The sequence below is a fragment of the Sphingomonas sp. TF3 genome (genome assembly GCF_003985085.1).
GTDB lineage: Bacteria > Pseudomonadota > Alphaproteobacteria > Sphingomonadales > Sphingomonadaceae > Sphingomonas.
Genome location: NZ_RWKS01000023.1, coordinates 1 through 25,757, shown reverse-complemented (window position 1 = coordinate 25,757; position 25,757 = coordinate 1). Strand labels below are relative to the sequence as shown.

Sequence of the window (25,757 nt, the reverse complement as noted above, 5' to 3'; positions counted from 1 at the left end):
CGCCGGATCGCGCCTATAGGCTCGCGTTCCTCTCCCCAGGTCATGAGGTCTTCCAGACGTGGCAAAAGCTCCCGCCGCCGTAAAGGCACAACCCCCGGTGCCGAACCGCGAGCGCCCCGACGAGCCCAAATTGTACGAGGCCTCGACCGAAGAGCTGCTCGAATTTTACAAGCAGATGCTGATGATTCGCCGCTTCGAAGAGAAAGCGGGTCAGCTTTATGGCTTGGGTTTCATCGGCGGTTTCTGCCATCTTTATATCGGCCAGGAAGCCGTTGCGGTCGGCCTGCAGTCGGCGCTGGATGGCGAAAAGGACTCGGTCATCACCGGCTATCGCGACCATGGCCACATGCTCGCCTACGGCATCGATCCCAAGGTGATCATGGCCGAGCTGACCGGTCGCGGCGCGGGGATTTCGCGCGGCAAGGGCGGCTCGATGCACATGTTCTCGACCGAGAAGAAGTTCTACGGCGGCCACGGCATCGTCGGCGCGCAGGTCTCGCTCGGCACGGGCCTCGCCTTCGCGCACAAATATAACGAGGATGGCGGCGTTGCGGTCGCCTATTTCGGCGACGGCGCTGCGAACCAGGGCCAGGTCTACGAATCGTTCAACATGGCCGAGCTGTGGAAGCTCCCGATCATCTATGTGATCGAGAACAACCAGTACGCCATGGGCACCAGCGTCAACCGCTCCTCGGCCGAAGACCAGCTGTACAAGCGCGGCGAGAGCTTCCGCATTCCTGGTATCCAGGTGGACGGCATGGACGTGCTGGCGTGCCGCGGTGCCGCCGAGGAAGCGCTGGCGTGGGTGCGCGCGGGCAAGGGGCCGATCATCCTCGAGATGAAGACCTATCGCTATCGCGGCCATTCCATGTCCGACCCCGCCAAATATCGCTCGCGCGACGAAGTGCAGGCGGTGCGCGACAAGTCCGACCCGATCGATCACGTCAAGAAGCTGCTCGATGCGCAGGGCATCAAGGAAGACGCACTGAAGGCGATCGAGCAGGAAATCCGCAAGATCGTCAACGAAGCGGCCGACTTCGCCGAACAGACGCCCGAACCCGAGGCCTCTGAACTGTATACCGACGTGCTGGTGGAAACCTACTAATGGCCGTAGAAATCAAGATGCCCGCGCTTTCCCCCACGATGGAGGAAGGCACCCTCGCCAAATGGCTGGTCAAGGAAGGCGATGTCGTCAAATCCGGCGACATCATGGCCGAGATCGAGACAGACAAGGCGACGATGGAATTCGAAGCCGTCGACGAAGGCACGATCGGCAAGATCCTGGTCGCCGAAGGCACTGACAATGTGAAGGTCGGGACCGTCATTGCGACGCTATTCGCCGAAGGGGAGGATGCTTCGACTCCAGTCGCCGCGCCGACGGCTCCTGCCGCAGCCCCCACTCCCGCCCAAGTCACCGAGGCCGAGGAAACCGGTACGGGCGAGGGCAAGACCACGACGCCCGAGCCGCTGAAGACCAATGCCGACACGCCCGTGCCCGCCGAAATCCCGGAAGGGACCGAGCTGGTCAAGATGACGCTGCGCGAGGCGCTGCGCGATGCGATGGCCGAGGAAATGCGCGCCGATCCGCGCGTGTTCGTGATGGGCGAGGAAGTCGCGCAATATCAGGGCGCGTATAAGGTTACGCAGGGCCTGCTCGACGAGTTTGGCGACAAGCGCGTGATCGACACGCCGATCACCGAATATGGCTTTGCCGGCATCGGCACGGGCGCGGCGATGGGCGGTCTGCGCCCGATCGTCGAGTTCATGACCTTCAACTTCGCTATGCAGGCGATCGACCACATCATCAATTCCGCCGCCAAGACCAACTATATGTCGGGCGGCCAGATGCGCTGCCCGGTGGTGTTCCGTGGTCCCAACGGCGCGGCGAGCCGCGTCGGCGCGCAGCACAGCCAGAATTACGGGCCCTGGTATGCGAGCGTGCCTGGCCTGATCGTGATTGCGCCTTATGACGCGGCCGATGCCAAAGGGCTGCTGAAGGCGGCGATCCGCACCGAAGACCCGGTCGTGTTCCTCGAGAATGAGCTGCTCTACGGCCGCACCTTCGAAGTGCCCAAGCTCGACGATTATGTGCTGCCGATCGGCAAGGCGCGGATCATGCGCGAGGGCAAGGACGTGACGATCGTCAGCTACTCGATCGGCGTGGGCCTTGCGCTCGAAGCCGCCGAGACGCTGGCAGGTGAGGGGATCGACGCCGAGGTGATCGATCTGCGCACGCTGCGCCCGCTCGACACCGCGACCGTGCTCAAGAGCCTGAAGAAGACCAACCGCGTCGTGGTGGTCGAAGAAGGCTGGCCGACCTGCTCGATCGCGTCGGAAATCTCGGCGGTGTGCATGGAACAGGGTTTCGACGACCTCGACGCGCCGGTATTGCGCGTGACCAATGAGGACGTGCCGATGCCCTATGCGGCGAACCTCGAAAAACTGATGCTGGTCAGCGCCGACAAGATCATCGCTGGGGTGAAGTCGGTTTTGTACCGCGCTTGAGCTAAGCTACCCGGATCGCCCCCTTTGCGCCTGACGCAAAGGGGGCCAGTCCTCGTTAGCTGGTGTAGAGATTGCAGGTCATCTTGGTCGAGGATGACGGGTTGTAGAGCTGCGCATAATCGCGCCGGTCTCGGACGATGAACGACGCAACATAATGCAGCCGGGCCGGGCTGGTCAGCCATGTGCCGAACAGCGGCTTGGTCAGATAGTTGATCTCGACGAACATCACACCATAGCCGGCGGGTGCGTTTACCATCGATCCAGCCTCGCCCATCCCGGAGGGCGCCAGCGTGCCGTCATTGGCGACGGTTGCATCGGTGCCGTCGGTGATCGTGGTGGTGCCGTAGCTTGAATCGTAGCCCGTGCCGCTTTTCATCCCCAGACATCGCTGCCAGTGGATGCGTTGCACGGCTGCCGTGTCATAGCTTTGCTGGACATTTTCCAGGCTCGACAGGATGATGCGGCCGTTGGTGCTGAGGTTGATGCTGCTGCCTTGATAGCGCGCGGCTTGCAGCACGTCGTTCACATCCACCTCGCGCATTTGCTGGGTTGATAGCGAACTGTAGGTGCCGACGCGCGAGGCATTGTCAGCAAGGTTGAGGGCAATCTGGCTGACCCGCAAATTGAGCAATGCCAGGTTGGACACTTCCAACCCATAGGCACCGACCCCGATTACAATCGGCAAGGCCAACGCAAATTCGAGCATCGCTACGCCGCTGCGCGCACTGGCGAGGCGGAGTAGCGGACGCATGGTGGTGCTGCGGGTACGGCGTACTATCATGTGCAGATCGTAACGTTGGCGTTGGTAGTCTGAGTGGCATAGGGCTGATTCTTCAGCAAAGTTGAGGCGCTGATCGTCGTACTGGAGGACCAGCCCAACAGTCCGGCGACGGGAAAGACGCGCGGATAACTCGCTGTCATCGTGTAGAGCGTGACCGCGCTGGCACTGCCTTGCCCGCTGACACCGGGGTCTGCGTCCCACGACCCGTTTCCATTTTCATCGGTGAAGCATTCGCCGGGGTCGCGCACACCATTGTGGTTGCTATCGGTGAAGGGTTCGGGCGCAACCTCGGAAAAACTGTCATAGCTTTTACGGGTCGAGACAAAGGTTGCGCGTGGCGCGACTTGCTGCACGATGCTTTGCACAGCGGCGTCGATCGTCGCGCCATTGGCTGCTCCGCCCTCGATGCCCGAATCGCGCGCAGCCTTTTGCACGGCACCGTTGAGCACCGATTGTACGTAAACCTGATAGGTCAGGTCACCGAGGCCGGTCATCAACAGCAACATCACCGGCGCAAGGATCGTGAATTCGATCGCCGTAGCGCCACGCCGGTCACGCGTCAGCCTGAGGAATAGGTTCCACGTCATCGCGTGAGCCGGAGCATCGCCAGCCGCTTGGCGATACTGGCGAAGGCGGTCGACAGGCCGGTGCCATCGGTGGTGGCAAGCGCTTGCGCGGAGGTGGTGGCGCACGAGGTCAATTGCGTGTTCGCAGATGCGGCAATTGATACGGTCCATACATCGATGTTGCGCGCCTTCGCGGCTGCGCATTCCGCGAGGAAGCGGGCATTGTGCAGATCGGTCAGGCTCGACCCGCTTGTGCCGGCCACGCGCTGGTCGAACGACTCGACACCGTACATGCCGTAAATTTCGTCGTTCGGCGCCATGTTGCCATCGGTCAGGAAGATGATGACGCGGTTGGGCGTGTTGCGATTGGGCCAGGCGGCGGTGTCGCTCGCCCATGGCCCGGTCGGCGAAATCAGACGCGTGCCCCAGATCATGCCGGTATCGTGATAGGTGCCGCCCATCGGGACGAAATCATTGGCGTAAAGGTAGTTGCTGACGTCCGTCCGGGTCATCGCGCCCAGCCGCTTGGCGGGCTTTCCGCAGGTCACATAGCCGTTGTCGCGCAGCGAGGTGTCCGAGACTTTTGGATCGGCCCCATAGTTGCGATGACCAGACGTATCATCGCCGTTCGAATAATCGGTTCCTGTGTTCCAATTGTTGCGGACATATTCGAGGTCCTGCAAATGCGGCCACCAGCGGGTGTCGGTCGAGCCACCGGCGTTCTTTGCCGGGGTCAGATCGGGATTGAGTTCCGATGGCAGGTTGCTGGTCGTAAAGCTTGAGGCCCCAGGACTGTCGACCTTGGTTTCGACGCAGCCGATCCAACTCGTCGTCTGGCCCATGACCTTGGTAGGATCGGTAATGGTGTTGCCGGCGACGAGCGAACTCACATCCCAGGCGAGTTGCTTATATTCATATTTGGGTCCCAGCGTATCGACGCGGGTCTTGCAGACTTTGGTGCTGCTCTTGCTCGATTTAGCAACCCATTCGTCGTAGGTGCTCGTCGCGTTACCGGTCGAGGGATCATAGGTGAGCGCGGTCGATGGCACCCGCACGGCCGGGTCGGTGCAGTTCGCCTGCGTCTTGTTGTTGGCAGTTTCGGTGTAGGACACGACATAGTCCGCATAGACATGCCGACTTTGATACTTAGCGGTATCGGACGTCCCGCCTGACCCCACCAGATAGCTCGACGATTTGTCGAGGATCGCCTGTCCGACATTGACGCTCGAACTATAGGTGACAAAGCCGTAGCGGATTTTGGTGCTTGGGTCGGCATTGGCGGCGAAGGTGTCGTAGAAGCTGAGCACCGCCTTGCGCAGCGCTTCGATGCGCGAGGCGTTGACCCCGTTCTGGTACAATTCGCTAGTAGCTACGCCAGTGGTGCCGGCATAGCCGGGAACGCCGCCGCTCCCGGACGGACGGGTGTAGGTGTAGGTTCCCGTCCCGCACGAATCAGAGCCGCTCGGTGAGCAGGCCATCGAGCCGGTGGTGTCGAGCACGAACATGATGTCGGTATCGGCGACGTCGAAGCGCGCCTGGCATCCCACATTGAGCGCGACCGAAGATGTGCCGAACATTTTGGTGATTGTCATCGGCACCGATGCGGATGCCGTGCCCGCCACCTGATTGTCGGTGGTGCGAGTCGGCGTGAAGGTCACCGCGCTGGTGTTCATAAAGCCGAGCGTCCCAGCGGCGGGATTGTCCTTCTTGAAATTGTTGGCGAAGAAGTTTTGCGCCTGCGTCGTCGCATTGGCGTCGAGGTCAGGGCCGGGATCAACCATGAACTTACGCCCGGCCAGCGCACCCGCGTCGCACGCTTGCTGCAATCGCGCCTTGACGACATAGAGACGGCTGATGTCGACCGCCGAACCGACCAGCCCTGACAGCGGAATCAGGAACATCGCCATCATGGCCAGGGTGTTGCCGCGCACATCGCGCGCCAGAGCCGACATAAAGCCGGGTGGCGTCGCCATCGTGTTCGGTGGGTTCCCCCGCATAGTTCAAGTGCCCCAAAGTCCAACCGGAATCCGGCTTGTCTCCGCTATGCCCCGAAAGGCGATAACCGGTTTTGAACGAGTTTGGTTAATCGGCGGTAACCCGTACCGGCCCAACCGCGCGCAATGACCTACCGGACCACCCCGGAGCGTATGCTCGCTTTGTCCTATGCGCCGCAGCGGAGCCGATCCGCGCTCGCGGCGCTGCTCGCGTTGGACGACACGTTGGGGCAAATCCTGCGCACGACGCGCGAGCCGCTGGTCGGGCAGATGCGGCTGACCTGGTGGCGTGAGGCGCTGGTCGCGCTCGACACGGCCCCGGCGCCCGCGCAGCCGGTGTTGCAAGCGCTCGCGGCAGAGGTGCTGCCGCGCGGGATTTCGGGCGCTACGCTTGCCGGGATGATCGACGGCTGGGAGGTGTTGCTCGACCCCGACCCGCTGACCAGGCCGGTGCTGGAGGGGTATGCTGCCGCGCGGGGCGGGGGTTTGTTTGCCGTGGCGGGGCAGATCCTTGGTGCGACGGCGCGCGATCCGCTGGCGGCGGCGGGCGCGGGATGGGCCCTTGCCGATCTGTCGCGCCACGCGCGCGATGCGGCGGCGCTGCTTCCTGCCGAGATGGCGGCGACGGCGCTGGCCGACGCCACCCGACAGCGCTGGAGCCCCGCCGCCCGCGCGCTCGGTGCGCTCGCGCACATTGCGCGGATGGACCTCTCGCTCCCGTCGGGCGTATCGCCTCCGGTCGGTGCCCCGCGACGGGTTGCGCGGCTTGCCTGGCATCGTTTTACCGGTCGCTAGGCTTCCGCCGCGCGCTTGGACGCGATACCCTCTCATGGGACTCGGGGGAGGGCGCGATGTGGCGATATCTGGTGGGGGGGCTGGCGACGCTGGCGCTGGTCGCGGCGGGAATGCTGCTGTTCAACCGCGGTGCGCGATCGGTGGCGGCCTTGCCGTCTGCCCCGCTAGCACTGACGCAGACGACTGAAGGCGGTGCGCTGCCCGCAACCGTGCCCGAGGCGAGCGACAAGACCCGCGAGCAGAAGCGCTTCGACCGCTACGACAAGGATCGCGACGGCAAGGTGACGCGCGAGGAGTATCTCGCGCCGCGCCGCAAGGCTTATGCCAAGCTCGATACCAACCATGACGGTGTGCTGTCGTTCGACGAATGGGCGGTGAAGACCGAAACCAAATTCGCCGAGGCCGACAAGGACAAATCGGGCGCGATGACGCCGGCCGAGTTCGTCAGCACCGCGCCCAAACGCAAGGCCCCGCGCGTTCGGCGCGATTGCCCGCCTGCGGCTCCTCCGGCGAGCGCCGAGGAAAGCTGAGGCTCACCTCGTCGCCAACCATTCCCCCAGCGCCGCGCGCGCGCGATCGGTATACATCTTCTTGCGATCGGCCTTTTTGGTGCGGCCTTCGATCGGCGGGAACAGCCCGAAATTGACGTTCATCGGCTGATAGGTCTCCGCGACCGCTGCCCCGGTGATATGGTGGAGCAGCGCGCCGAGCGCGGTCGTCACTGGCGGCGGAGTCATCGCTTTGCCGCCGAGTTCGGCCGCGGCGAAGCGCCCGGCCATCAGCCCGACCGCCGCGCTTTCGACATAGCCTTCGCAGCCGGTGATTTGCCCGGCGAAGCGGATATTGGGGCGCGACTTCAGCCGCAGCGTTTCATCGAGCAATTCGGGCGAGCGGATGAAGGTGTTGCGGTGCAAACCGCCCAGGCGCGCGAATTCGGCATTGTGCAGGCCGGGAATGGTGCGGAACAAGCGGACCTGTTCGCTATGCTTCAGCTTGGTCTGGAAACCGACGATATTCCACAGCGTGCCGCTGGCATTGTCCTGCCGCAATTGCACCACCGCATAGGGCCAGCGGCCGGTGCGGGGATCATCGAGCCCGACCGGCTTCATCGGCCCATAGCGCAGCGTATCCACCCCGCGCGCGGCGGCGACCTCAATCGGCATGCAGCCTTCGAAATAGGGGACGTTTTCCCACTCCTTGAACTCGGTTTTCTCGCCCTCGATCAAGCCGGTGTGGAAGGCGAGATATTCGTCCTTCGTCATCGGACAGTTGATGTAATCCTTGGAATCGCCCTTGTCCCAGCGCGAGGCCATCCAGGCCACGTCCATGTCGATGCTGTCGAAATGGACGATCGGCGCGATCGCATCGAAGAACGCGAGCGCATCCTTGCCGGTCGCCTCGCCGATCGTATCGGCGAGCGCGGGGGCTGTGAGTGGGCCAGTGGCGACTATCACGGGGCCAGTGTCGGGGAGGGTGTCGACGCGCTCGCGCACGAGGGTGATATTGGGATGCGCGGCGAGCGCGGCGGTGACGCCGTCCGAAAAGCGATCGCGATCGACCGCGAGCGCGGAGCCGGCGGGGACCTTGTGGATGTCGGCCTCGCGCAGGATCAGCGAGTTCAGCGTGCGCATTTCCTGATGGATCAACCCGACGGCATTGCTGTCGGCATCGTCCGAGCGGAAGCTGTTGGAGCAGACCAGTTCGGCGAGGCCGTCGGTCTGATGCGCGGGCGTCATCTCGCCCGAGCCGCGCATTTCGGAGAGCTTTACGGCGAAACCGGCTTCGGCGAGCTGCCAGGCGGCTTCCGACCCGGCGAGGCCGCCGCCGATGATGTGGATCTGGTGTGTCATGGCCTGGGCTGTAGCGGGGGTGGGGCGGGGTGGCAAAGGTCGATCGGGCGGGGGGATTGGCAGAAGGTTAGGCAAAAGACGGCGAATGCGGGCGTTGGGTAGGGTTAAAGTCACACGAGTCGCACCATCGGCACCGTTGTTTGGTGCGCTTGGTCTTGGGGGTGTCGACGGTTTGAAAGAGCGGGTTTGCCGAGGCTGACAGATCGATGGTGTGTAGGACAGAGCGAACGTCTCGGGTTGGGTGGTTAGCGGACGTTCCCACGGCTAACTGCATACCCGGTGCCAGCAAGCATTCCCCAGATCACAATAGCTGGGAGGATCATTATCAAACCTGCCTCCCACCAAGCGAAACTGTTGGGAGGCGCGGGCGGCGTCGTGGCCATCAAGATAGTCAAAACCCAAACCGGTGTGAGCAAAAACGCCGCTAAGAGTGTCATTCTAACAGATGCGTTTTGAACACGTCCGAGCCAATATCCGCCGATCGGGGGAACGGTTAGGAGAGACGCCCACGTAAGTGCGGTTGTCAACGACTGGGAGACCATCCGCATCGTGTAAACCCGCATTAGAGTGGCCGCAATTAGGCGAAACCGGTCGGCCATCATTTTCTGTTCCTCCCCTTCCTCACCCCCACACCTCCGGAAACACCAGCCGTTCCCGCGCCGCCACCTCGGGCGCGGCGTCGGCGATGCGGTGGGCGAGGATGCCGAGCCGCCGCACCGGCACCGCTGGGTAGAGGTGATGTTCGAGGTGGAGGAACATGTTGTAGGTCGCGAAATTGACCAGGGGTGAGCGCTGCGTGCGGGCGATGTCGTCCTCGGCGCAATCGTGGTGGGTGATCCACACCGCGAACAGGGCGGTCAGGCACTGCGCGACCAGCATCGCGGCGACGTGATAGAGCAGTACCGGGTGCAGCGTGACGAGCGCGGCGGCGATGACGGCGAGGTTGAGCGCGAAGTCGATCCGCATCCGGTGGCGCAAGGCGGGCGTGCCGTGCCGCCACGCATCCGCGTGATTGCGTAAGGGGAAGCGGGGGCCTTCGCGCAGGACTTGCCAGAAGGTCATACGGCCGCACGCGCCTTCGGTGTCTTCCGGCGTGCCGAGGTGGCGGTGGTGGCGCAAATGGTTGAACGCGACGGCGTTGTTCGACCCGAGCATGACCGCGCTGAGCGCGTGCATCACGATGCGGTGCGTGCGCCTGGCGAAGCCGAGATTGCCGTGGATCGCTTCGTGGTTGAGCCGCAGCGCGGTCAGGAACATCATGAAGGACGCCGCCGCGGCGAGCGGCCACAGCCCCGCCGCGGCCAGCCCCCAGCTCGCCGCCAGCCACGGCAGCGGGTGCAGGCATTCGACCAGCCCGTCGCGCGGGCGCATCCCGACAAGATCGCGCCATTCCACTGTGCCGATGCGGTGGCGGTAGGTTGCGACGGTTTGCATGCCCATGATCTGCACTCCCCGTTGATGGTTGGGTGGTTACGTCACCGCGTGATCCGCTCGTCGGTGCGGGTGCGGTGTGCCGCCGCCAGTGGGCGTGCTTCGATCCAGCCGCTCACCTTGCGGCCGAAGCGGGCAATCGCGCCCATGTTGAAGAAGTGCATCGCGCCGAGCACGAGCACCGCGAGCCCGACCTTGCTGCTGAGGAAGCGCATCGCGCCGGTCAGCGTCGTCGGTTCGTTGCCGAGGCTGAGCGTCAGCGTGATGAAGCCGATGTTGACGAGGTAGAAGCCGACCACGAGCAGATGATTGGTCGAGCGCGCCAGCGTCTCGTTCTGGCCAAAGCATTGAATGAGGAAGACCTCGCCATTCTTCGACAGCGTGCGCGCGACCCAGATGGTGATCGCGAGCGTGATCGCGAGATAGAGAAGATATGAAATTTCGACCATGACCGGTTCCTTATACCTGTCGTTTCTGTAAGGACCGAAATAAACGGGCAAAGTTATGGTGGGATTGGGTGGGTGCGCATCGCCTTAATCCTTGGTCTTGCCGCCGGGAATGAAGCGGGCGACCTTGCTGCCGAGCTTCATCAGCGTGACGAGGGTGGTCTTGGGCAGGGTGCGGACTTGTTCGTACCAGCCGCTCAGCGTCGACAGGAATTCGTGCATGCGCAGCACGCGGTCGCGCAAATGGGCGGGGGCGGTGTCGTCCTGGCGGAGGCGCTCGGCCAGGTCGGCGAGCAAAGCGATGGTCGGGTCGATCTCGCGGCGCTTGCGCTCGGCGACGATGCGCATCAGCATTTCCCACAGGTCGCCTTCGGCCACGAAATGGTCGCGCCGGTCGCCCTCGACATGGAAGCGGCGGACGATGGCATAGGCCTGCAATTCCTTGAGCGCGGTCGACACGTTGGAGCGGGCGAGCCCCAGCGCCTCGACGATCGCCTCGGCATCGACGGGCTTTTCGGAGAGGTAGAGTAGCGCATGGACTTGCGCGACCGAGCGGTTGACGCCCCAATGCGTGCCCATCTCGCCCCAATGGAGAATGAAGGCCTTGGCGTCGGGATGGTCGAGCAGGGTCACCAGTAACTCCAATTTCTGTAAATACAGAAATAGATGAATTTTTGTGCGGGTCAAGCCCGGTGTGCTTGCCGAAGCGGAGTCGGTGGCGCATCCTCCCACAATGTCTCAGCGTGTGCCGATCCCAGCCTTGTTCGTAACGGCCCTTGTTGCGGGGGTGAGTTTCTGGGCGGCCAGCCATATCTTGCCGGCTGGACCAGCGCTGGTGGCGTGGAAGGGGACTGCGGTTGCGCTGCTGGCCGTCTGGGTCGCGCTGGCCGCGCGGACGCTGGCGGCACGTTGGTTGGCGGTGGTGCTTGGGTTTGCGGCGCTGGGCGATGTGCTGCTGGAAACGTCGGGGATGACGATTGGCGGCGCTGCCTTCCTCGCTTCGCATCTGCTGGCGACCGGACTGTATTGGACCAACCTGCGTACCGACCGGTCGGGAACGGGCGTGGCGATCGCACTGCTGCTGGGGATTCCGTGCGCGGGCTACGCGCTGTCGGGGCAACCGGGTGTGCTGGTCTATGGGCTCGCGCTTGGCGGCATGGCGGCGACGGCGTGGATCAGCCGCTTTCCGCGTGACTGGGTGGGGGCAGGAGCGCTGCTGTTCGCGGTGTCGGACCTGCTGATTTTCGCGCGACTGGGTCCGCTGGCCGATTCGATCGTTCCGACGTTGCTGGTCTGGCCGCTCTACGTCGCGGGGCAGGCGATGATCGCTTATGGCGTGGTGAGAACGGAGCGGGCGGGAAATGAAGGTATTCACGATCGGCTATGAAGCCACGACGATGGCCGATTTTCTGGCGGCGCTGACGGGCGCGGGGGTTGAGCGTGTGATCGATGTGCGTGCGCTACCCTTGTCGCGGCGGCCGGGTTTTTCGAAAACGTCGCTGGCGGCGTCGCTCGCCGAAGCCGGGATCGACTATGTGCATTTGAAGGCGCTCGGCACCCCCAAACGCGGGCGCGATGCCGCCAAGAAGGGCGATGTGGCGACGCTGGAGGCGGTCTATGCCGACCAGCTCGAACTCCCCGAGGCGCAGGCCCAGGCGGCGCAGATGCTGGCGCTGGCGGCGGAGAAGCCGAGCGCCTTGCTGTGCTTTGAGCGCGACCCGCGCCACTGCCACCGCACTTTGTTGCTGGAGGCAGAGGCCGAAGGCGCAGAGGTGGTCGATCTGTATGCGTGAGCGGCGTTAGCCCGCGACGGGCAGTTTCACGCGGCCGTCGGCATCGCGTTCGAGCGGACCGTAAGCGATCACCGTCTCGAGCAGCAGCGGGCCGCCATAGAGATGCGGGAAGAGCTGGCCGCTGCGCGACTCCTCCCACTTCAACCCTGCGCCGAACGATCCGAGATCGACCGCCGCGACATGCAAATCGCTTTGCCCGGCGAAATGCTTGTCGACGGTTTCGGTCAACTGCGCGGCGGTCGAGAGATGGATATAGCCGTCGGCCAAGTCGATGGGCGCGCCAGCGAACGATTCCTCGGTCTCCAGCGTCGCCATCTGCTCGGCGGTCAGCACCTTATAGGCAGTGAGCGGCAGTTCGCTCATTCGCCATTGTCCGGGCCAGCCGCCAGATCCTCACCGGTGTCGCCGGTATCGTCGGGGGCCACTTCCACTGCGGTCAGGTCGCGGACGTCGGCCTCGGCATCGCCTTCGGCTTCCTCGATCCGCGCGGCGGAGACGACATGCTCGTTCTTGCCGACATCGAACAGCTTCACGCCAGCCGAGTTGCGGCCGATCACGCGCATCGAGCCGAGCGTGGTGCGGATAACCTTGGCCTGGTCGGTCACCAGCATCAACTGATGGCCCTTGGTCGCGGCGAAGCTCGCCACGACGGGGCCGTTGCGCGGGATGTTGTCGATGTTGGTGATGCCCTGGCCACCGCGACCGGTGCGGCGATAATCATAAGCCGACGACAATTTGCCGTAGCCATTGGCGCAGACGGTGAGGATGAACTGCTCGCGGATCATCAGCTCTTCGTAGCGCGCCTGGGTCATCGCCATCTGGCCTTCGCGCTCGCCCTTCCACGGCGCGAACTTGAGATAATCCTCACGCTCCTCGGGTGTTGCGCCGACGCGGTGGAGGATCGACAGCGAGATCACCTCGTCATCGCCCTTCAGCGTCATGCCGCGCACACCGGTCGAATTGCGGCTCTGGAATTCGCGCACTTCGTCGGCGGCGAAGCGGATCGCCTTGCCCTGGCGGGTGGCGAGCAGAACGTCGTCATTTTCGCTCAGCAACGCCACGCCGATCAGCCGGTCATCGGCATCGACGCCCTCGAACTTCATCGCGATCTTGCCGGCGGTCGGAATGTTGGTGAAGGCGTCCATCGAGTTGCGGCGTACGCTGCCCCGCGCCGTTGCGAACATGACGTGTAGTGCGGCCCATTCCGTCTCGTCCTCGGGCAAAGCGAGCACGGTCGAGATCGTCTCGCCCTCTGCCAGCGGCAGCAAGTTGATCATCGGGCGACCGCGCGTGGCGGCGCCGCCCTCGGGCAGCTTCCACACCTTCATGCGGTACACCTTGCCGAGCGTCGAGAAGAACAAGACCGGCGTGTGCGTGCTGGTCACGAACAGGTTCGTGATCGCGTCTTCGTCCTTGGTCGCCATGCCCGCACGGCCCTTGCCGCCGCGCGCCTGGGCACGGAAGGTGTCGAGCGTGGTGCGCTTGATATAGCCCTGCATCGTCACGGTGACGACCATGTCCTCACGCTCGATCAAATCCTCATCGTCGATGCCATCTGCGGCAGCGGCGATGTCGGTCTTGCGCGGGGTCGCGAATTCGGCGCGGACCGCGACCAGTTCCTCGCGCATCACCGCGAACAGCTTGGCGCGATCGGCGAGGATGGCGAGCAGTTCGGCGATCGAATCGGCGAGGCCTTGCAGTTCGTTGCCGATCTCGTCGCGGCCGAGCGCGGTGAGGCGGTGGAGGCGCAGATCGAGGATCGCGCGGACTTGCAATTCGGACAAGCGATAGGTGTCGCCGGTAACTTCGACTTCGACCGCTTCGACCAGTTTGATAAAGGGCGCGATCTCAGCGACCGGCCAATCGCGCGCCAGCAAGGCTTCGCGGGCGGCGGCGGGGCTGGACGAGCCGCGGATCATGCGGACGACCTCGTCGAGGTTCGTCACCGCGATGACGAGACCAAGCAACAGATGCGCCCGGTCGCGCGCCTTGGCCAGCTCGAACTTCGAACGGCGAGTGATGACTTCCTCGCGGAAGGTCACGAACGCCGTGATGATGTCGCGCAGGTTGAGCAATTCCGGGCGACCGCCCCGGATCGCCAGCATGTTGGCGGGGAAGCTCGATTGCGCGGGCGTGTGCCGCCACAATTGGTTAAGCACGACCTCCGGGGTCGCATCGCGCTTCAAATCGATGACAATGCGCACGCCCAAGCGGCTCGATTCGTCGCGAATGTCGCTGACGCCTTCGATGCGCTTGTCCTTGGCGGCTTCGGCGATCTTTTCGACCAGGCCGTTCTTGCCGGTCTGATACGGGATTTCGGTGAGCACAATCGAGCGGCGATCACCGCGTCCTTCCTCGACGACATAGCGCGAGCGGACGATGATCGAGCCGCGCCCGGTTTCATACGCCGAGCGCGCGCCCGCGCGGCCGAGGATGATCGCGCCCGTTGGGAAATCGGGGCCGGGGACGATCTCGATCAGTTCCTCGGTGGTCAGCGGTTCGCGCGCGCCGGTCATCGAATCGATGATGGCGAGTGTCGCGTCGATCACTTCGCCGAGATTGTGCGGCGGGATGTTGGTCGCCATGCCGACGGCGATGCCGCCCGCGCCATTGACCAGCAGATTGGGGAAGCGCGCCGGAAGCACCGACGGTTCGCGCTCGGACCCGTCATAATTGGGGACGAAGTCGACCGTGTCCTTGTCGATATCCTCGAGCAGCGAGCCCGCGACCTTGGCGAGACGCGCCTCGGTATAACGCATCGCGGCCGCTTTATCGGGGTCCATCGAGCCGAAATTGCCCTGGCCGTCGATCAGCGGCACGCGCATCGACCAGTCCTGGCTCATGCGGACCAAGGCTTCGTAGATCGAACTGTCGCCGTGCGGGTGATATTTACCCATCGCGTCACCGACGATGCGGGCGCATTTGCGATAGGGCCGGTTGTAGACGAAGCCGCTTTCGGACGCCGACCAAAGAATGCGCCGGTGAACGGGCTTCAGGCCATCGCGAACATCGGGAAGTGCGCGCGCGACGATCACGCTCATCGCATAGTCGAGATAGCTCGACTTCATCTCGTCGACGATCGAGATCGGGGCAATGTCGGAAGGGTCGGCGAGGACGGTCTCGTCGGTCAATTTATGGTGCCTTCGGCTGTGTTACGGGAATGCGACAAACCCTAGCCGAGCGCGCAACGAAACGCCACCCCCGCGCGCATCGCAGCGGCGCAGGGGTGGGTTTGGTTCGCTTATTTGCAGGCGGCCTTGTTGGCGTTGCCGGCCTTCGAACAATTGTAGGTGATCGTCTTGCCGGTGCTGGTCTTGGTGGTGACCATACGCCCGGTGGCCGCAGCGGCAGGTTTGCGGGCTGCGGGCTTGACGGCGGCTGGCGCGGCGGGTGCGGGCTTTGCGGCTGCAGGGGTGGGTTTCGTCGCAACGGGGGCGGGCTTTGCCGCAGCTGCGGGGGTCGCTTTCACCGCCGGGGCTGGCTTGGCGGCCGGCTTGGTCGGCGTTGGCTTTGGCGCAGGCTTGGTCTGGGCGAGCGCGGCGGTGCCGCACAGGAGGGCCGCAGCGGCGGCGATCGTCATCGGGAGCTTCGTCATGGACATCCTCTCAAAACCGTCAGGCGCAACACGCCTGCGGCGATGGTGCAACGCTATCGCCCGATCGGCAATGGTGCGATCATGACAAATCCGTCATGTTGGCTCGTTCTTTAGAACGGCACTTCCTTGCCCTCAAAGTCGAACAGCTTGCCGCTATCCGGGGCCTTCAATTCCTCGATCGTGTCGAGCAGTTGCAACGCGGCGCGGTCTGGCGTGAACAGGCGACCGGCCTGGACATTGCCCTGGAATGGGCGGGACAGCGCCGTGTCGACGGTGCCGGGATGCAGCGTAACCACGATGGTGCGGTCGTTGCGGCGCTTTTCCTCGATCGCGATGCCGCGCATCAGCATGTTGAGCGCGGCCTTGGAGGCGCGATAGCCGTGCCAGCCGCCCAGCTTATTGTCCGAAATGCTGCCGACTCGCGCGGAGAGCGCGGCGAACACCGCGCGCCCGGTCCTGGGCATGATCGGCAGGAAGTGCTTGGCGACAAGGGCCGGGCCGATCGCGTTGATCGCATAGGTCTCGGCCAGCCAGGCCGGATCAAGTTCGCGCATCGCCTTTTCCGGGCCGCGCTCGCCTGCGTGCAGCAATCCCGTGGCGACGATCACCAGCGTCGGGGCGGGGCCTTTGGCGACATGCGCAGCGGCTGCCGCAATGCTTGCTTCGTCGAGCAGATCAAGATGCTGCGCGCCGGTGCGGGACCGCGCGAAGCCGTGGACCTTTTCGAAGGTCGCTTCGTCGATCAGCGCCGCTTCCAGCGCCGCGCCAATGCCGCCCGAGGCACCGATAATGACCGCTGCGCCGGTCATGCGCGGGTAAACCGCCAGCGGTCGGGTGTGCTCTCGGCGGCGTCGAAGCGATAGCCGTCGCTGTCGAACCCGCGCATCGCGTCGATCTCGCCGATGCGATGTTCGCACATCCAGCGCGCCATCATCCCGCGTGCGCGCTTGGCGTGGAAGCTGACGAAGCGCGGGCCGTCGGGCCCGGCTTCGCGGAAGTCGACGTCGATCACGCGCAACCCCGCCAATTTGCCGTCGACCGCCGCGAAATATTCCTGGCTGGCAAGGTTCAGCACGACGCCCGATCCTTCCTCGGCGACGTCCTCGCGCACGGCGGCAGCGATGCGGTCGCCCCAATATTCGTACAGGCTCTTGCGGCGCGGTGCCCAGCGCGTGCCCATTTCGAGTCGATAGGGGCGCATCGCATCGAGCGGGCGCAGCAGGCCATATAGACCCGACAGCATCCGCACATGGTCCTGCGCGAAGGCAATCGCGGCTTCGTCGAGGGTACGCGCTTCGAGGCCGGTATAAACGTCTCCGGCAAAAGCGAAGAGAGCGGGGCGTTGGGGCGCATCGGCGAATCCCGCAAAGCGGTCGGCGTTCAACTTCGCCAGCTTGGGCGAAATGTGCATCAGGGCCGCGAGGCGCGCCTGGGTCAGGTTTGCGGCCGATTTGGCGAGCGAAGCGGCCTCTGCGTGAAAGCGCGGCGCGGTCGCGGTCAAAGCGGGGAGGGGACGTTCATAGTCGAGCGTCTTGGCAGGGGACAGAAGGGCGATCATCGCCCCGGCGATTAGGCGGGCACCGCGCCCGCGTCAAAGCCCGAACGCAAATTGGAGCGCGGCGAATCGCGAACCGCGATGCGGCCAAATGCGTTCAAAGCGCGTTCAGTCGCCGCCGCGCATCTCGCGTCGCTTGACGGTCTAACCGGCGGCGCTAGGAGCAAAGCCAGTATTCCGCCGCGCCAGCGACGTTTGAGGAGAGTCCCGCAATGAAGATGGTTTCGAAGATCGCCCTGACGGCAACGCTCGTCATCGGGTTGAACGGTGCCGCCCTGGTCGCCCCCGCGATCGCCAAGAAGAAGGAAGATGCCGCCCCGGCGACGCCGACGATTTCGGCACCGGCGCGTGCTGCTGCCGTCGAAGCACAGACTGCGCTGGCCGCGACGCCCAAGGATCTCGCCAAGGCCGAGACCGCGCTCAATACGCTCGATAGCGTGGCGAAGAGCGATTATGAGCGGTATCTTGCCTCTGGCCTGCGCCTGTCGCTGATCAACGCGCAGACGCAAGGCCAGCCCGAGGCCGCGCGCATCGCCGCGCTGACCCCGCCGCTTGATGCACTGATCGCCAATCCGGCAACGCCCAAGGCCGAGCTGGGTAACCGCTACAATTCGCGGGCCGGTTTCGCCTATTCGAACAAGGACTATGCCAAGGCGGTCGACTATTTCACCAAGGCCAAGGACCTTGGCTATACCGACGACGATCTGCTGCTGAATATCGCACGCGCCAAGGTCGATGCGGGTGACGTGAAGGGCGGTATCGCCGATCTGGGTGCCGCCGTGCAGGCGGAAAAGGCCAAGGGTAAGAAAGCGCCCGAATCCTGGTATAAATATGCCTTCACCCGGCTCGGCAAGGCAGGGGACCAGGAAGGTGCCGATCAGTGGACCGCAGCCTGGCTGACCGAATATGGCACCAAGGAGAATTGGCGCGGCGCGATCTACACCTTCGGCTTCCAGGGGCCGTCGGCGGCTAAGTACAGCAAGAACCGCGTCGATCTGTATCGCCTGCTGTGGGCGACCAAGAGCCAGACCGGCCAGCGCGAATATATCGATTATGCCGATGCCGCGATCAACGTCGGCTTGCCCAACGAAGCCAAGACGGTGCTCGACGAAGGCTTTGCCAACGAATCGATCCCCAAGGGCAACATCACCGCGACCGAGGAACTGACCCGCGCCAAAACCGGCATCGCCGGAGCGACGTCGCTCGCGATCAAGGAGAAGAACGCGCAGGCAGCCCCCAAGGGCGATCTCGCGCAGCAGGCAGGCGACGCCTATTTCGGCACGCGTAACTACGCCAAGGCGATCGAGATGTACCGCCTGGCCGAAACCAAGGGCGCACCTGACGCCGACCGCAACAACCTGCATCTCGGCATGGCGCTGGCGCTGTCGGGCGATCGCGCCGGGGCCAAGGCGGTCCTCACGAAGGTGGCTGCCGACCCGAGCAAGGCGATTGCCCGGTTGTGGCTGGTGTTCGTGGACACTCCGCCGACGGCGTGATCGCGCATCCCTTCGGATATGCGGAAAAGGGCGGCCTGCGGGTCGCCCTTTTTCGTTTGGGACAAGCGGCCGTCGCGCGATGGGAGGCCTATTCGCGACCTTGTTTGCCCGCATCTCGACCAGCCCAATAGTCAAAGATACAACCGCGCCCGTGCAGACTTAGGGGGACTTCGCATGGGGGCTTGGGGCGCGCTTATCATGAGCTTTTTCGGGGCGGTGTTCGCTTCGCTGACGCTGTATTGGCAGTGGAGTGTGACGGGAGCCGCCTTGGCCTTGCCCTTCCTGGCCTTCGTGTTGATCGGGCTGGCTGCGCTGTATGTAATCTGCATACCCGCCGACGGCATCAAACCGTCGGCAAAAGAAGCAAATGCGATCATGTGGAGCAGCATGGGAGAAGGAGTGGGCCTTTTCCTCGCGGCGAATATCGTCATCAATCTCCGTCGGCCCGACCTTCTCTTGCCCTCAATGGCGCTTGTGGTCGGGCTGCATTTCCTGCCGATCGCCTTCGCTGCGGGCTTTCGTCCGTTCTATGTCCTCGGCTTTGGGCTGATCGCCGTCGCGATCGTCGGCTTTGTCGTAAATGGGCCAAGCGGCGGCGCGTTTGCCGGGCTCATGGCCGCCGGCGCGCTATGGCTTGCATCGGGCCTTGCGGTTCACCGCGACTGGTCGGCAAAACGGGCCGTGATGGCTGCGGCGTAGGCCGGGACGGCACTTCGCCGTCGCTTTGCGAGTTGCCGCGCCAGACCCCGCTATCATGCGCGGTCTTCGGGATTTCATCACCCCGCGCGGATCGGAATACCCGGGAGCGACTTGGCCGTGCGGATCGTCAGCGAGGTCTTGACGCTCGCCACGTTCGGCGCTGGCGTCAGGTGAGTCATCAGGATTTCCTGGAAGCTCTTCAAGTCGCTGGCGACGATTTTCAGGATGAAGTCGATCTCGCCATTCAGCATGTGGCACTCGCGCACTTCGGGAATGGTGGCGACATGCTCCTCGAAGGCGGCGAGATCATGCTCGGCCTGGCTGCGCAGCGATACCATCGCAAACACGGTAATCGGATAGCCAAGGGTGGCGGGATCGATCTCGGCGTGGTAACCGCGGATTGCTCCGGCTTCCTCGAGCGCGCGCACGCGGCGCAGGCAGGGGGGCGCAGTCAGCCCGACGCGCTCGGCCAATTCGACATTGGTCATTCGTCCGTCGTCCTGAAGCAGTTCCAGAATACGGCGGTCGATCGAATCGAATGTCATTACGTAATGCTCCTGGGTAACGCGTGTTTCGCATTGCCATCTTGCACTTGCCTATAAGATAATTACTACGGAACGCAATTGTCCCACATTGCGACGGTGCCAAATCTCGGGGTTACGTAGGGCCTTTGCGCCGGTTAAGAATCCGTTACGACGCATGGGACGTCGCGATTTCGGGGACAGAATAGCTTGCGGTTCGACGACAGCCTGGAGACGGTCCTTTCGGCAGAAATGTCGACCGCTTTTGGCGCGCAATCCACTTGGCGGCAGTTGGTCGATCTGATCGGGCGCGGGCGGGCCGCGGCAAGCGAGGAGGCGATTGCCCGTTTGCGCATGATTCGCGGTGACGTGCCGCCATTGGTGCGGTCAGCGAGCGCGCGCGGGTTGGCCTTTGCTACCCCTCCCTTTCCCCTGGTGGCGTTGTTTGCCGAGGATGACCTGTCGATCGCCGCCCCGGTATTGCGAAGCGCGCGCCTGTCGATTGCCGAATGGACGAGTTTGCTGCCGGTCTTGTCGCCGTCCGCGCGGTCGATCCTGCGACACCGGCGCGATCTGCCGCGAGGGGTGCAACGAGCGTTGGAAAGCTTCGGCAGTGTGGATTTCGTCCTGGACGCACCGACCGAACCCGAGCAGGTCGCGGCACCTACGGCACCCGAGCCCGCGTCCGACCACGTAGCGACGGTCGAACCCGTCGCGCCCGTTCAACCGGTGCCGGAGCAGGCCGATGTCGTGGCGGAACCTTTCGCGGAGCCGCCGAGTTTGCCGGAAACTGTAGCGCCGATCGCTCCGCGATCGTCCTTCGTGTCGATCGCGGCGGTCGCAGCCGGGTTGCCGGTGGTGGCGGAAGCGCTGCGCCGCGCCGATCATTCGGCCGCACCCGCACCTCCGGCCGCGCCGCCGCCCGCCGCCGAGGTTTCTGCTCCGATTGCGTTTGTCCGGCCACCACCACCCGCATCGCCGCCCGAAACCGGTCCCTTTCAGATTGCGGAACTGGTTGCGCGAATCGATGCCTATCAGCGCCAGCGCGAGGAAATCCCCTCCGCCCGGCCGCGTCTCGAAATTCAGCCGGAACTGTTCGCGACCGAGCTGCACCCGTCCGAGACCTTCCGTTTCGAAACCGATGCCAATGGTATCGTCCGCTGGATCGAAGGGGCGGCCCGAGCGCCGTTGATCGGGCTGTCGTTCGACCTTTCGCCCGCAGCCACTGGCGCGCAGGTCGATGGCGTGGTGGCGGGAGCGTTTCGGCGTCGGGCCGGTTTTGCCAATGCGCGATTGGTGGTGGATGGCCATTCCGATGCGGCCGGCCAGTGGCGCATTACGGGGATTCCCGTGTTCGACCGCGTGAGCGGGCGCTTCACCGGCTATCGCGGTACGGCCCGACGCCCGCGTGCCGACGAAACCGCCGAGCCCATGCGCGAAACCCGCAATCCCGCCGCCGATGCGCTACGTCAGTTGGTGCACGAATTGCGCACACCGACCAATGCGATCGCCGGGTTTGCCGAGATGATCGAATCGCAGATGCTGGGTCCGGTCCCTGCGGCCTATCGTGCCCATGCTGCGGCCATTCGAAGCCAGTCGAGCGGGTTGCTCACCGCGATCGACGATATCGACATGGCGGCCCGGATCGAGACCCATGCGCTCGATTTGCGCAGCGGTGACGTTCCGGTCGCGCCGTTGCTGGCGCGTATCCTGGCGGACCTGGCACCGCTGGCGACGCTTAGGGGGAGTGTGCTCGAACACCATGTCCGCGGCGATTCGCTGGCGATCCTGGGCGATGATCGGGCGGTAGAGCGGCTGGTGGCGCGGTTGATGGCGACGCTCGTGGCATCGGGCAGCGCTGGCGAGCAGATCGGCGTGGTGGCCGCGCGGGATGACGGAGCGATCTCGATCGTGTTCGATCGGCCCAAGGCACTCGCCGCTTATGCCGAAGAGAATTTGCTGACCATCGATGCCGAGGCGGAGGCCGAGCGCGAGGGGGCACCCTTGCTTGGCACCGGCTTTGCGCTGCGGCTGGCACGCAATCTTGCCGCCGAATTGCGCGGCAGCCTGACGATAGGCGACAAGGCCTTGACTTTGCGCCTTCCCGCCGCGTCTCTTGCCGGAATGGAGCAGGTTTCTTCCAACTGATCGTGGCCACGCCCGATCCTGCCGCAGCGTATCGCCCGCTTGCCCCCGCGCGCACCGATCTGGTCGCGTGGCCGGATGTCTTCGGCACACGTTTCATCGTGTTCGTCGACACAGAGGAAGAGTTCGACTGGGCTGCGCCGCTCGCACGCGATGCCCATTCGGTGTCGGCGGTGGCCGCGATTCCCGATGCCCACCGCTGGTTCGCCGATCATGGCGTGCCACTGACCTATATGGTCGATTATCCGATTGTAGCGGACCCCCGCGCGGTGGAGGTGCTCGGTTCTGCGTGCGCCGACGGTGTCTCGGCGATCGGCACCCAATTGCACGGCTGGGTCAATCCGCCCTTCCAGGAGGCGCTGACGCCGTTCAACAGTTATGTCGGAAATCTGCCGCGCTCGCTGGAGGCTGCGAAGATCGATCGCCTCACCGACGCCATCACGGCCGCGTTCGGCACGCGCCCGATCGCCTATCGCGCCGGGCGCTATGGCATTGGCCCGCAGACGCTGACCTTGCTCGCCGAACGCGGCTACCGCCTCGATAGCTCGATGCGCGCGCGCTACAGTTATGCGGCGGACGGCGGGCCCGATTTCTCCGACATTGGCAATGCCGCCTTCCATGCCGGGCCGGGCGGCAGCTTGGTCGAGTTGCCGCTGACGACCGTGTATACGGGCCTGCTTCGGCGGCACGGCACCACCGTGTATCGTGCATTGGGACGTCTACCGAAGGGACGCGGCCTGGCCGCCCGCATGCGCCTGTTGTCGCGCGTGGCCCTGACGCCCGAGGATATGCCGCTGCCCGATGCGCTCGAGGCGATTGCGGTGGCGGCTGGGGAGGGGGGGCGGGTACTGAACTTCTCCTTTCACTCCCCCTCGCTCGTGCCCGGACATACCCCTTATGTGCGCGATGCAGCGGATCTCAGCGCCTTTTACGGTTGGTGGGAGGCGGTATTGGGCGATCTCGCGCGGCGCGGAATCGCCGCTGCTTCGCTCGATCAGGTGATTGCAGCGGCGCGCGCGCAACGCTAACGGGGGCGAGGGGGGCCTGTAGCTCAACTGGTTAGAGCTGGCCGCTCATAACGGCTAGGTTGCGGGTTCAAGTCCTGCCGGGCCCACCACGTCGCATCGTTTTCGATCGGCGATCGTAACGGATCGTAAGAGCAACGCTTGCGCTTACGATCCAGCCCGCCTAAGCGACGACACCGTCGGGGAGTGGCGCAGTCCGGTAGCGCGCCTGCTTTGGGAGCAGGATGTCGCAGGTTCGAATCCTGTCTCCCCGACCATCGCTAAAAAAACGTTATATTACAGCGGGTTAGCTGAAAGTGCTGTAGCAACTTTCGTGACGTTTGCTGTAGCGATTATGCAATCGGGTTTGTCCCTTGGAACTCTCCCGTTACCGGCGGCAACAGGTCGCCCAATTGAAAATAAAGCGAGTCGACGGATCGGCTTAGCCGGGTGGTTCGATAGACGCGCACGCGCAGCGTCTTGAGCATATATTGATCCCGCCGAAACTGGATGAACTCGCCGGCAGCGCTGTAATCCTCTAGCTTTATGCTGGCGTCATCGCCCGGCCCCGTGAGCACCTGCATACGTCCGTGAGCCATAATGTCACGGAGCGCCAAACCATCCTCGAACCGGCGCATAACTGCGAGGATCAAACCACGATGCGGGGTGAGCGGGCCAACGGTATCGCAAACAGTCGCAAGGTATTTTAACCGCTCGGGGCGGCGTGACGGAAAGCGGCCCCGTATTCCCGCATAGGCCTGATGCTTTGACGCCCGTATTGCCAATTCCGTGAGGATGGTTTCCACCGTCCCAATCGCAGCCACGTAAGCGCCCCGGAGCTGCATCACCTCCGTCAGGGTGTGATCCAGCGTCCACGGATTTACCTCTACCCGCAATGGTGAGCTTCGGTTCAGCATCGCTCCCGGCTCCTGTGTCAATTCGCACACGTTTTCTGCAACGTAGAACGACACAAACGATCTGGCATAGCTCCCTTGCCACCGCACGAATCACCGGCGGGGGAGAAACAAGACATGGGCGACACCGAAAGCGCCGTGCGCATCACGACGGCGGACATGCTTGCACTGAACGCGATAGGCGATGCGATCTTCGCCGAATGGTTTCCGAACTACCGCCCCGGCGATCCGGTGCCGGCAATGCCGCCCCTTCACATTATGCACGAAGCCCGCGAACTCGCATTGCGGCACCGAACGGTAGCGACCCGCCGGCGGGGGCAGAGAGACGCTTGAGCCTTGAAGGAGCCCCGCCGCCGATTTCTAGCGCTAGCTGCCTTATTTCCGCCACACATAATCCAAGCGACAGCCGGCGAAACATGTGCAGATAGGGGGGCTCCCTTCGATCCACGAAGCGGAATGAACAGGAGCAAACATGTTGTTGAATATGAAGGTTGACCCTGACACGATCGGACAAATGGTCGTTGAGGGCATAGCGATTATCAAAAATTGCGCTGACGACGACAATTACATCCTTGAGGACTGGTTTAGCTACGAAGCAAAGCAAGGCGATGCACTTCGTCCTTTGCAACAGCTTATGCCAGTCGCATGCGGACTGCTAGAGGATGCCAGCATCTTGAACGATGTCGGTAAGCAGCTCCGGGTTGCAGTGGCGCATGATGCGCTATCTGGGTTGTTATCGCTCTATGGCATTGAAGCCTGATCTAAGGATTGTGAAAAAGGATCGGCCCGCCTTCTCAAGGGATAGGCGGGCCGTTTCGTTAAAAGGGGCTTGTCGGCTTCGCCATCGTGAATGCAAGAGGTCTGGACAGCGACGCTGCGCCGGCTAGGCTCCTGCGCAAGTGGTTTGTTATAGGGGGAATAATGCGACACTTTGCAATGATCGCCGCGCTGACGATGGTGCCAGCCGGGATGCCAGCTATGGCACAGACGAGGCCTGTGGCACCGCCGGCAGCAGCTCCGGCAGGAACGTGTGCCACGCTCATGCGCCAGTATGATGGTGCTTCGATGGACCTTGCGGCGAACTTCGCTTCATCGGTCGGCGATGACAGCGCCCCTCGGGCCACACTCCGGCAGATGGAAGACGCGAACTCGCTGGCAAAGGCCCAAATTGCGATGGACCTAATGCGGGATAATCGCTGCCCGATGCCAAAGAGTGCTCCCAGCATCGGGCCGTATGTAAACCAGGCGCTTTCCTGCGCCACGGATCGCATGAAGGCTTCGGCATCGGTGTCACCCGAGTCTTGCAAGCGCGAGAACTGGAAACCCGGCGGGCAGTAAACCCGGAGCGCATCGCAAATCCGAAGCGATGGGGGCGCGGGCCAATTTGACACGAAAATCGAGGTCCGCCCCTTGACAGGGTTTGGCTCCAGCCGAGTCATTCAGGTTTTAATTTTGTGTGATTCGGCACAAGTTGCCGCCGAACGCCATGAGCACGCTGCGTCCGGAAGTTCGCCGGGATCGCTGCGACAGCGTGACAAGCCCGCGCACACCACGGTGTCGATAGGAGTTCGGCTCGCACAGCGTCGGCGACGTTATCGGATTGATTTGCCAGCCTCATGCCGTCAGGCGCTGTGCGGGCGCTCCGGCGCTTGCTGGTGCGCAACGGC

At 63.8% G+C, this 25,757-nt stretch carries 26 protein-coding genes and 2 tRNA genes; 14 read left to right on the top strand and 14 right to left on the bottom strand.

The genetic code is table 11. The features are described from left to right. Positions 1–58: 58 nt before the first annotated feature. Positions 59–1,105, top strand: coding sequence for a pyruvate dehydrogenase (acetyl-transferring) E1 component subunit alpha (gene pdhA / locus EJC47_RS17195; RefSeq protein WP_126849055.1), 1,047 nt, complete (start codon positions 59–61; stop codon positions 1,103–1,105). Next, a complete protein-coding gene (locus EJC47_RS17190; protein WP_126849054.1) occupies positions 1,105–2,505 on the top strand; it encodes a pyruvate dehydrogenase complex E1 component subunit beta in 1,401 nt (466 codons plus the stop codon). The genes pdhA and EJC47_RS17190 overlap by 1 nt, the downstream gene beginning before the upstream one ends. Before the next feature lie 55 nt (positions 2,506–2,560). Here EJC47_RS17190 and EJC47_RS17185 read toward each other — a convergent pair whose 3' ends face one another. Genes EJC47_RS17185 through EJC47_RS17175 form a run of 3 tightly spaced genes read right to left on the bottom strand, consistent with a single transcriptional unit; the run spans position 2,561 to position 5,825 of the window. Next, positions 2,561–3,286, bottom strand: coding sequence for a TadE/TadG family type IV pilus assembly protein (locus EJC47_RS17185; protein ID WP_260591641.1), 726 nt, complete (start codon positions 3,284–3,286; stop codon positions 2,561–2,563). Continuing rightward, entirely contained in the window at positions 3,283–3,873 is a 591-nt protein-coding gene (locus tag EJC47_RS17180) for a TadE/TadG family type IV pilus assembly protein (protein ID WP_126849053.1), read from the bottom strand. Before EJC47_RS17180 ends, EJC47_RS17185 begins: the two co-directional genes overlap by 4 nt. Continuing rightward, complete coding sequence (locus EJC47_RS17175) at positions 3,870–5,825, bottom strand: TadE/TadG family type IV pilus assembly protein (RefSeq protein ID WP_260591640.1); 1,956 nt, start codon at positions 5,823–5,825, stop codon at positions 3,870–3,872. The genes EJC47_RS17180 and EJC47_RS17175 overlap by 4 nt, the downstream gene beginning before the upstream one ends. Positions 5,826–5,972: 147 nt before the next feature. Here EJC47_RS17175 and EJC47_RS17170 point away from each other — a divergent pair, with 147 nt between their 5' ends. Both EJC47_RS17170 and EJC47_RS17165 read left to right on the top strand, forming a co-directional pair. Then, on the top strand, positions 5,973–6,641 hold the full coding sequence (locus EJC47_RS17170) for a squalene/phytoene synthase family protein (RefSeq protein WP_126849052.1): 669 nt from the start codon (positions 5,973–5,975) through the stop codon (positions 6,639–6,641). Between the two features lie 56 nt (positions 6,642–6,697). Then, positions 6,698–7,171, top strand: a complete 474-nt coding sequence (locus EJC47_RS17165) for an EF-hand domain-containing protein (protein WP_126849051.1) — start codon at positions 6,698–6,700, stop codon at positions 7,169–7,171. Between the two features lie 3 nt (positions 7,172–7,174). On the opposite strand, the gene trmFO is transcribed toward EJC47_RS17165, so the two are convergent. The 4 genes from trmFO to EJC47_RS17145 all read right to left on the bottom strand — a co-directional run bounded on the left by trmFO (position 7,175) and on the right by EJC47_RS17145 (position 11,001). After that, on the bottom strand, positions 7,175–8,491 hold the full coding sequence (trmFO, locus tag EJC47_RS17160) for a methylenetetrahydrofolate--tRNA-(uracil(54)-C(5))-methyltransferase (FADH(2)-oxidizing) TrmFO (RefSeq protein WP_126849050.1): 1,317 nt from the start codon (positions 8,489–8,491) through the stop codon (positions 7,175–7,177). A 621-nt stretch (positions 8,492–9,112) separates the two neighbouring features. After that, positions 9,113–9,931: a fatty acid desaturase family protein gene (locus EJC47_RS17155; RefSeq protein WP_126849049.1), complete on the bottom strand. Its 819-nt coding sequence runs from the start codon at positions 9,929–9,931 to the stop codon at positions 9,113–9,115. Positions 9,932–9,966: 35 nt separating this feature from the next. After that, entirely contained in the window at positions 9,967–10,371 is a 405-nt protein-coding gene (locus EJC47_RS17150; protein ID WP_126849048.1) for a hypothetical protein, read from the bottom strand. Between the two features lie 84 nt (positions 10,372–10,455). Beyond that, positions 10,456–11,001 carry a GbsR/MarR family transcriptional regulator gene (locus EJC47_RS17145; RefSeq protein WP_126849047.1) on the bottom strand — a complete coding sequence of 182 codons (546 nt, stop codon included), beginning with the start codon at positions 10,999–11,001 and terminating at the stop codon, positions 10,456–10,458. Positions 11,002–11,101: 100 nt separating this feature from the next. On the opposite strand from EJC47_RS17145, the gene EJC47_RS17140 reads away from it, so the two are divergent. Further along, complete coding sequence (locus EJC47_RS17140; protein ID WP_126849046.1) at positions 11,102–11,755, top strand: lysoplasmalogenase family protein; 654 nt, start codon at positions 11,102–11,104, stop codon at positions 11,753–11,755. Then, a complete protein-coding gene (locus EJC47_RS17135; protein WP_033966126.1) occupies positions 11,730–12,161 on the top strand; it encodes a DUF488 domain-containing protein in 432 nt (143 codons plus the stop codon). Before EJC47_RS17140 ends, EJC47_RS17135 begins: the two co-directional genes overlap by 26 nt. Before the next feature lie 6 nt (positions 12,162–12,167). Here the strand turns inward: EJC47_RS17135 and EJC47_RS17130 are convergent, their stop codons facing one another. From EJC47_RS17130 to yaaA, 5 genes are all read right to left on the bottom strand, one after another. Beyond that, positions 12,168–12,524, bottom strand: coding sequence for a DUF952 domain-containing protein (locus EJC47_RS17130; protein WP_126849045.1), 357 nt, complete (start codon positions 12,522–12,524; stop codon positions 12,168–12,170). Further along, on the bottom strand, positions 12,521–15,292 hold the full coding sequence (gene gyrA / locus EJC47_RS17125) for a DNA gyrase subunit A (RefSeq protein WP_126849044.1): 2,772 nt from the start codon (positions 15,290–15,292) through the stop codon (positions 12,521–12,523). Before gyrA ends, EJC47_RS17130 begins: the two co-directional genes overlap by 4 nt. A 110-nt stretch (positions 15,293–15,402) precedes the next feature. Then, positions 15,403–15,756, bottom strand: a complete 354-nt coding sequence (locus EJC47_RS17120) for a hypothetical protein (RefSeq protein WP_126849043.1) — start codon at positions 15,754–15,756, stop codon at positions 15,403–15,405. Between the two features lie 110 nt (positions 15,757–15,866). After that, on the bottom strand, positions 15,867–16,565 hold the full coding sequence (locus tag EJC47_RS17115; RefSeq protein ID WP_126849042.1) for an SDR family NAD(P)-dependent oxidoreductase: 699 nt from the start codon (positions 16,563–16,565) through the stop codon (positions 15,867–15,869). Further along, the gene (yaaA, locus tag EJC47_RS17110) at positions 16,562–17,314 is read right to left on the bottom strand and encodes a peroxide stress protein YaaA (RefSeq protein WP_033965093.1); all 753 of its coding nucleotides are present in this window, start codon (positions 17,312–17,314) and stop codon (positions 16,562–16,564) included. The genes EJC47_RS17115 and yaaA overlap by 4 nt, the downstream gene beginning before the upstream one ends. Before the next feature lie 209 nt (positions 17,315–17,523). Here yaaA and EJC47_RS17105 point away from each other — a divergent pair, with 209 nt between their 5' ends. Together EJC47_RS17105 and EJC47_RS17100 are read left to right on the top strand one after the other, a co-directional pair. After that, positions 17,524–18,807: a hypothetical protein gene (locus EJC47_RS17105; RefSeq protein WP_033965095.1), complete on the top strand. Its 1,284-nt coding sequence runs from the start codon at positions 17,524–17,526 to the stop codon at positions 18,805–18,807. Between the two features lie 198 nt (positions 18,808–19,005). Continuing rightward, positions 19,006–19,506 (top strand): hypothetical protein, encoded by a 501-nt coding sequence (locus tag EJC47_RS17100; RefSeq protein WP_260591639.1) that lies wholly within the window; start codon positions 19,006–19,008, stop codon positions 19,504–19,506. Between the two features lie 77 nt (positions 19,507–19,583). Here EJC47_RS17100 and EJC47_RS17095 read toward each other — a convergent pair whose 3' ends face one another. Beyond that, positions 19,584–20,051 (bottom strand): Lrp/AsnC family transcriptional regulator, encoded by a 468-nt coding sequence (locus tag EJC47_RS17095; protein ID WP_033965099.1) that lies wholly within the window; start codon positions 20,049–20,051, stop codon positions 19,584–19,586. A gap of 186 nt (positions 20,052–20,237) precedes the next feature. On the opposite strand from EJC47_RS17095, the gene EJC47_RS17090 reads away from it, so the two are divergent. The 4 genes from EJC47_RS17090 (at position 20,238) to EJC47_RS17075 (ending at position 23,454) form a co-directional block, all read left to right on the top strand. After that, positions 20,238–22,175 carry a sensor histidine kinase gene (locus EJC47_RS17090; protein ID WP_126849040.1) on the top strand — a complete coding sequence of 646 codons (1,938 nt, stop codon included), beginning with the start codon at positions 20,238–20,240 and terminating at the stop codon, positions 22,173–22,175. Between the two features lie 2 nt (positions 22,176–22,177). Next, the gene (locus EJC47_RS17085) at positions 22,178–23,200 is read left to right on the top strand and encodes a polysaccharide deacetylase family protein (protein WP_126849039.1); all 1,023 of its coding nucleotides are present in this window, start codon (positions 22,178–22,180) and stop codon (positions 23,198–23,200) included. A 12-nt stretch (positions 23,201–23,212) separates the two neighbouring features. Next, positions 23,213–23,289 (top strand) — tRNA-Ile (locus tag EJC47_RS17080). A gap of 88 nt (positions 23,290–23,377) precedes the next feature. Next, a tRNA-Pro gene (locus EJC47_RS17075) sits at positions 23,378–23,454 on the top strand. A gap of 75 nt (positions 23,455–23,529) precedes the next feature. On the opposite strand, the gene EJC47_RS17070 is transcribed toward EJC47_RS17075, so the two are convergent. Further along, the gene (locus tag EJC47_RS17070) at positions 23,530–24,147 is read right to left on the bottom strand and encodes a hypothetical protein (RefSeq protein WP_148110557.1); all 618 of its coding nucleotides are present in this window, start codon (positions 24,145–24,147) and stop codon (positions 23,530–23,532) included. Between the two features lie 60 nt (positions 24,148–24,207). On the opposite strand from EJC47_RS17070, the gene EJC47_RS17065 reads away from it, so the two are divergent. Together EJC47_RS17065 and EJC47_RS17060 are read left to right on the top strand one after the other, a co-directional pair. Next, positions 24,208–24,423, top strand: coding sequence for a hypothetical protein (locus tag EJC47_RS17065; RefSeq protein WP_126849037.1), 216 nt, complete (start codon positions 24,208–24,210; stop codon positions 24,421–24,423). Between the two features lie 139 nt (positions 24,424–24,562). After that, positions 24,563–24,850, top strand: a complete 288-nt coding sequence (locus EJC47_RS17060; protein ID WP_126849036.1) for a hypothetical protein — start codon at positions 24,563–24,565, stop codon at positions 24,848–24,850. Positions 24,851–25,757: the final 907 nt, after the last annotated feature.

Bases quoted from the DNA above. Each gene is read 5' to 3' on its own strand.
- EJC47_RS17190 (WP_126849054.1), top strand. From the start codon at position 1,105: ATGGCCGTAGAAATCAAGATGCCCGCGCTTTCCCCCACGATGGAGGAA.
- EJC47_RS17185 (WP_260591641.1), bottom strand. From the start codon at position 3,286: ATGATAGTACGCCGTACCCGCAGCACCACCATGCGTCCGCTACTCCGC.
- EJC47_RS17180 (WP_126849053.1), bottom strand. From the start codon at position 3,873: ATGACGTGGAACCTATTCCTCAGGCTGACGCGTGACCGGCGTGGCGCT.
- EJC47_RS17175 (WP_260591640.1), bottom strand. From the start codon at position 5,825: ATGGCGACGCCACCCGGCTTTATGTCGGCTCTGGCGCGCGATGTGCGC.
- EJC47_RS17170 (WP_126849052.1), top strand. From the start codon at position 5,973: ATGACCTACCGGACCACCCCGGAGCGTATGCTCGCTTTGTCCTATGCG.
- EJC47_RS17165 (WP_126849051.1), top strand. From the start codon at position 6,698: ATGTGGCGATATCTGGTGGGGGGGCTGGCGACGCTGGCGCTGGTCGCG.
- trmFO (WP_126849050.1), bottom strand. From the start codon at position 8,491: ATGACACACCAGATCCACATCATCGGCGGCGGCCTCGCCGGGTCGGAA.
- EJC47_RS17155 (WP_126849049.1), bottom strand. From the start codon at position 9,931: ATGGGCATGCAAACCGTCGCAACCTACCGCCACCGCATCGGCACAGTG.
- EJC47_RS17150 (WP_126849048.1), bottom strand. From the start codon at position 10,371: ATGGTCGAAATTTCATATCTTCTCTATCTCGCGATCACGCTCGCGATC.
- EJC47_RS17140 (WP_126849046.1), top strand. From the start codon at position 11,102: ATGTCTCAGCGTGTGCCGATCCCAGCCTTGTTCGTAACGGCCCTTGTT.
- EJC47_RS17135 (WP_033966126.1), top strand. From the start codon at position 11,730: ATGAAGGTATTCACGATCGGCTATGAAGCCACGACGATGGCCGATTTT.
- EJC47_RS17130 (WP_126849045.1), bottom strand. From the start codon at position 12,524: ATGAGCGAACTGCCGCTCACTGCCTATAAGGTGCTGACCGCCGAGCAG.
- EJC47_RS17120 (WP_126849043.1), bottom strand. From the start codon at position 15,756: ATGACGAAGCTCCCGATGACGATCGCCGCCGCTGCGGCCCTCCTGTGC.
- EJC47_RS17115 (WP_126849042.1), bottom strand. From the start codon at position 16,565: ATGACCGGCGCAGCGGTCATTATCGGTGCCTCGGGCGGCATTGGCGCG.
- yaaA (WP_033965093.1), bottom strand. From the start codon at position 17,314: ATGATCGCCCTTCTGTCCCCTGCCAAGACGCTCGACTATGAACGTCCC.
- EJC47_RS17105 (WP_033965095.1), top strand. From the start codon at position 17,524: ATGAAGATGGTTTCGAAGATCGCCCTGACGGCAACGCTCGTCATCGGG.
- EJC47_RS17100 (WP_260591639.1), top strand. From the start codon at position 19,006: ATGAGCTTTTTCGGGGCGGTGTTCGCTTCGCTGACGCTGTATTGGCAG.
- EJC47_RS17095 (WP_033965099.1), bottom strand. From the start codon at position 20,051: ATGACATTCGATTCGATCGACCGCCGTATTCTGGAACTGCTTCAGGAC.
- EJC47_RS17065 (WP_126849037.1), top strand. From the start codon at position 24,208: ATGGGCGACACCGAAAGCGCCGTGCGCATCACGACGGCGGACATGCTT.
- EJC47_RS17060 (WP_126849036.1), top strand. From the start codon at position 24,563: ATGTTGTTGAATATGAAGGTTGACCCTGACACGATCGGACAAATGGTC.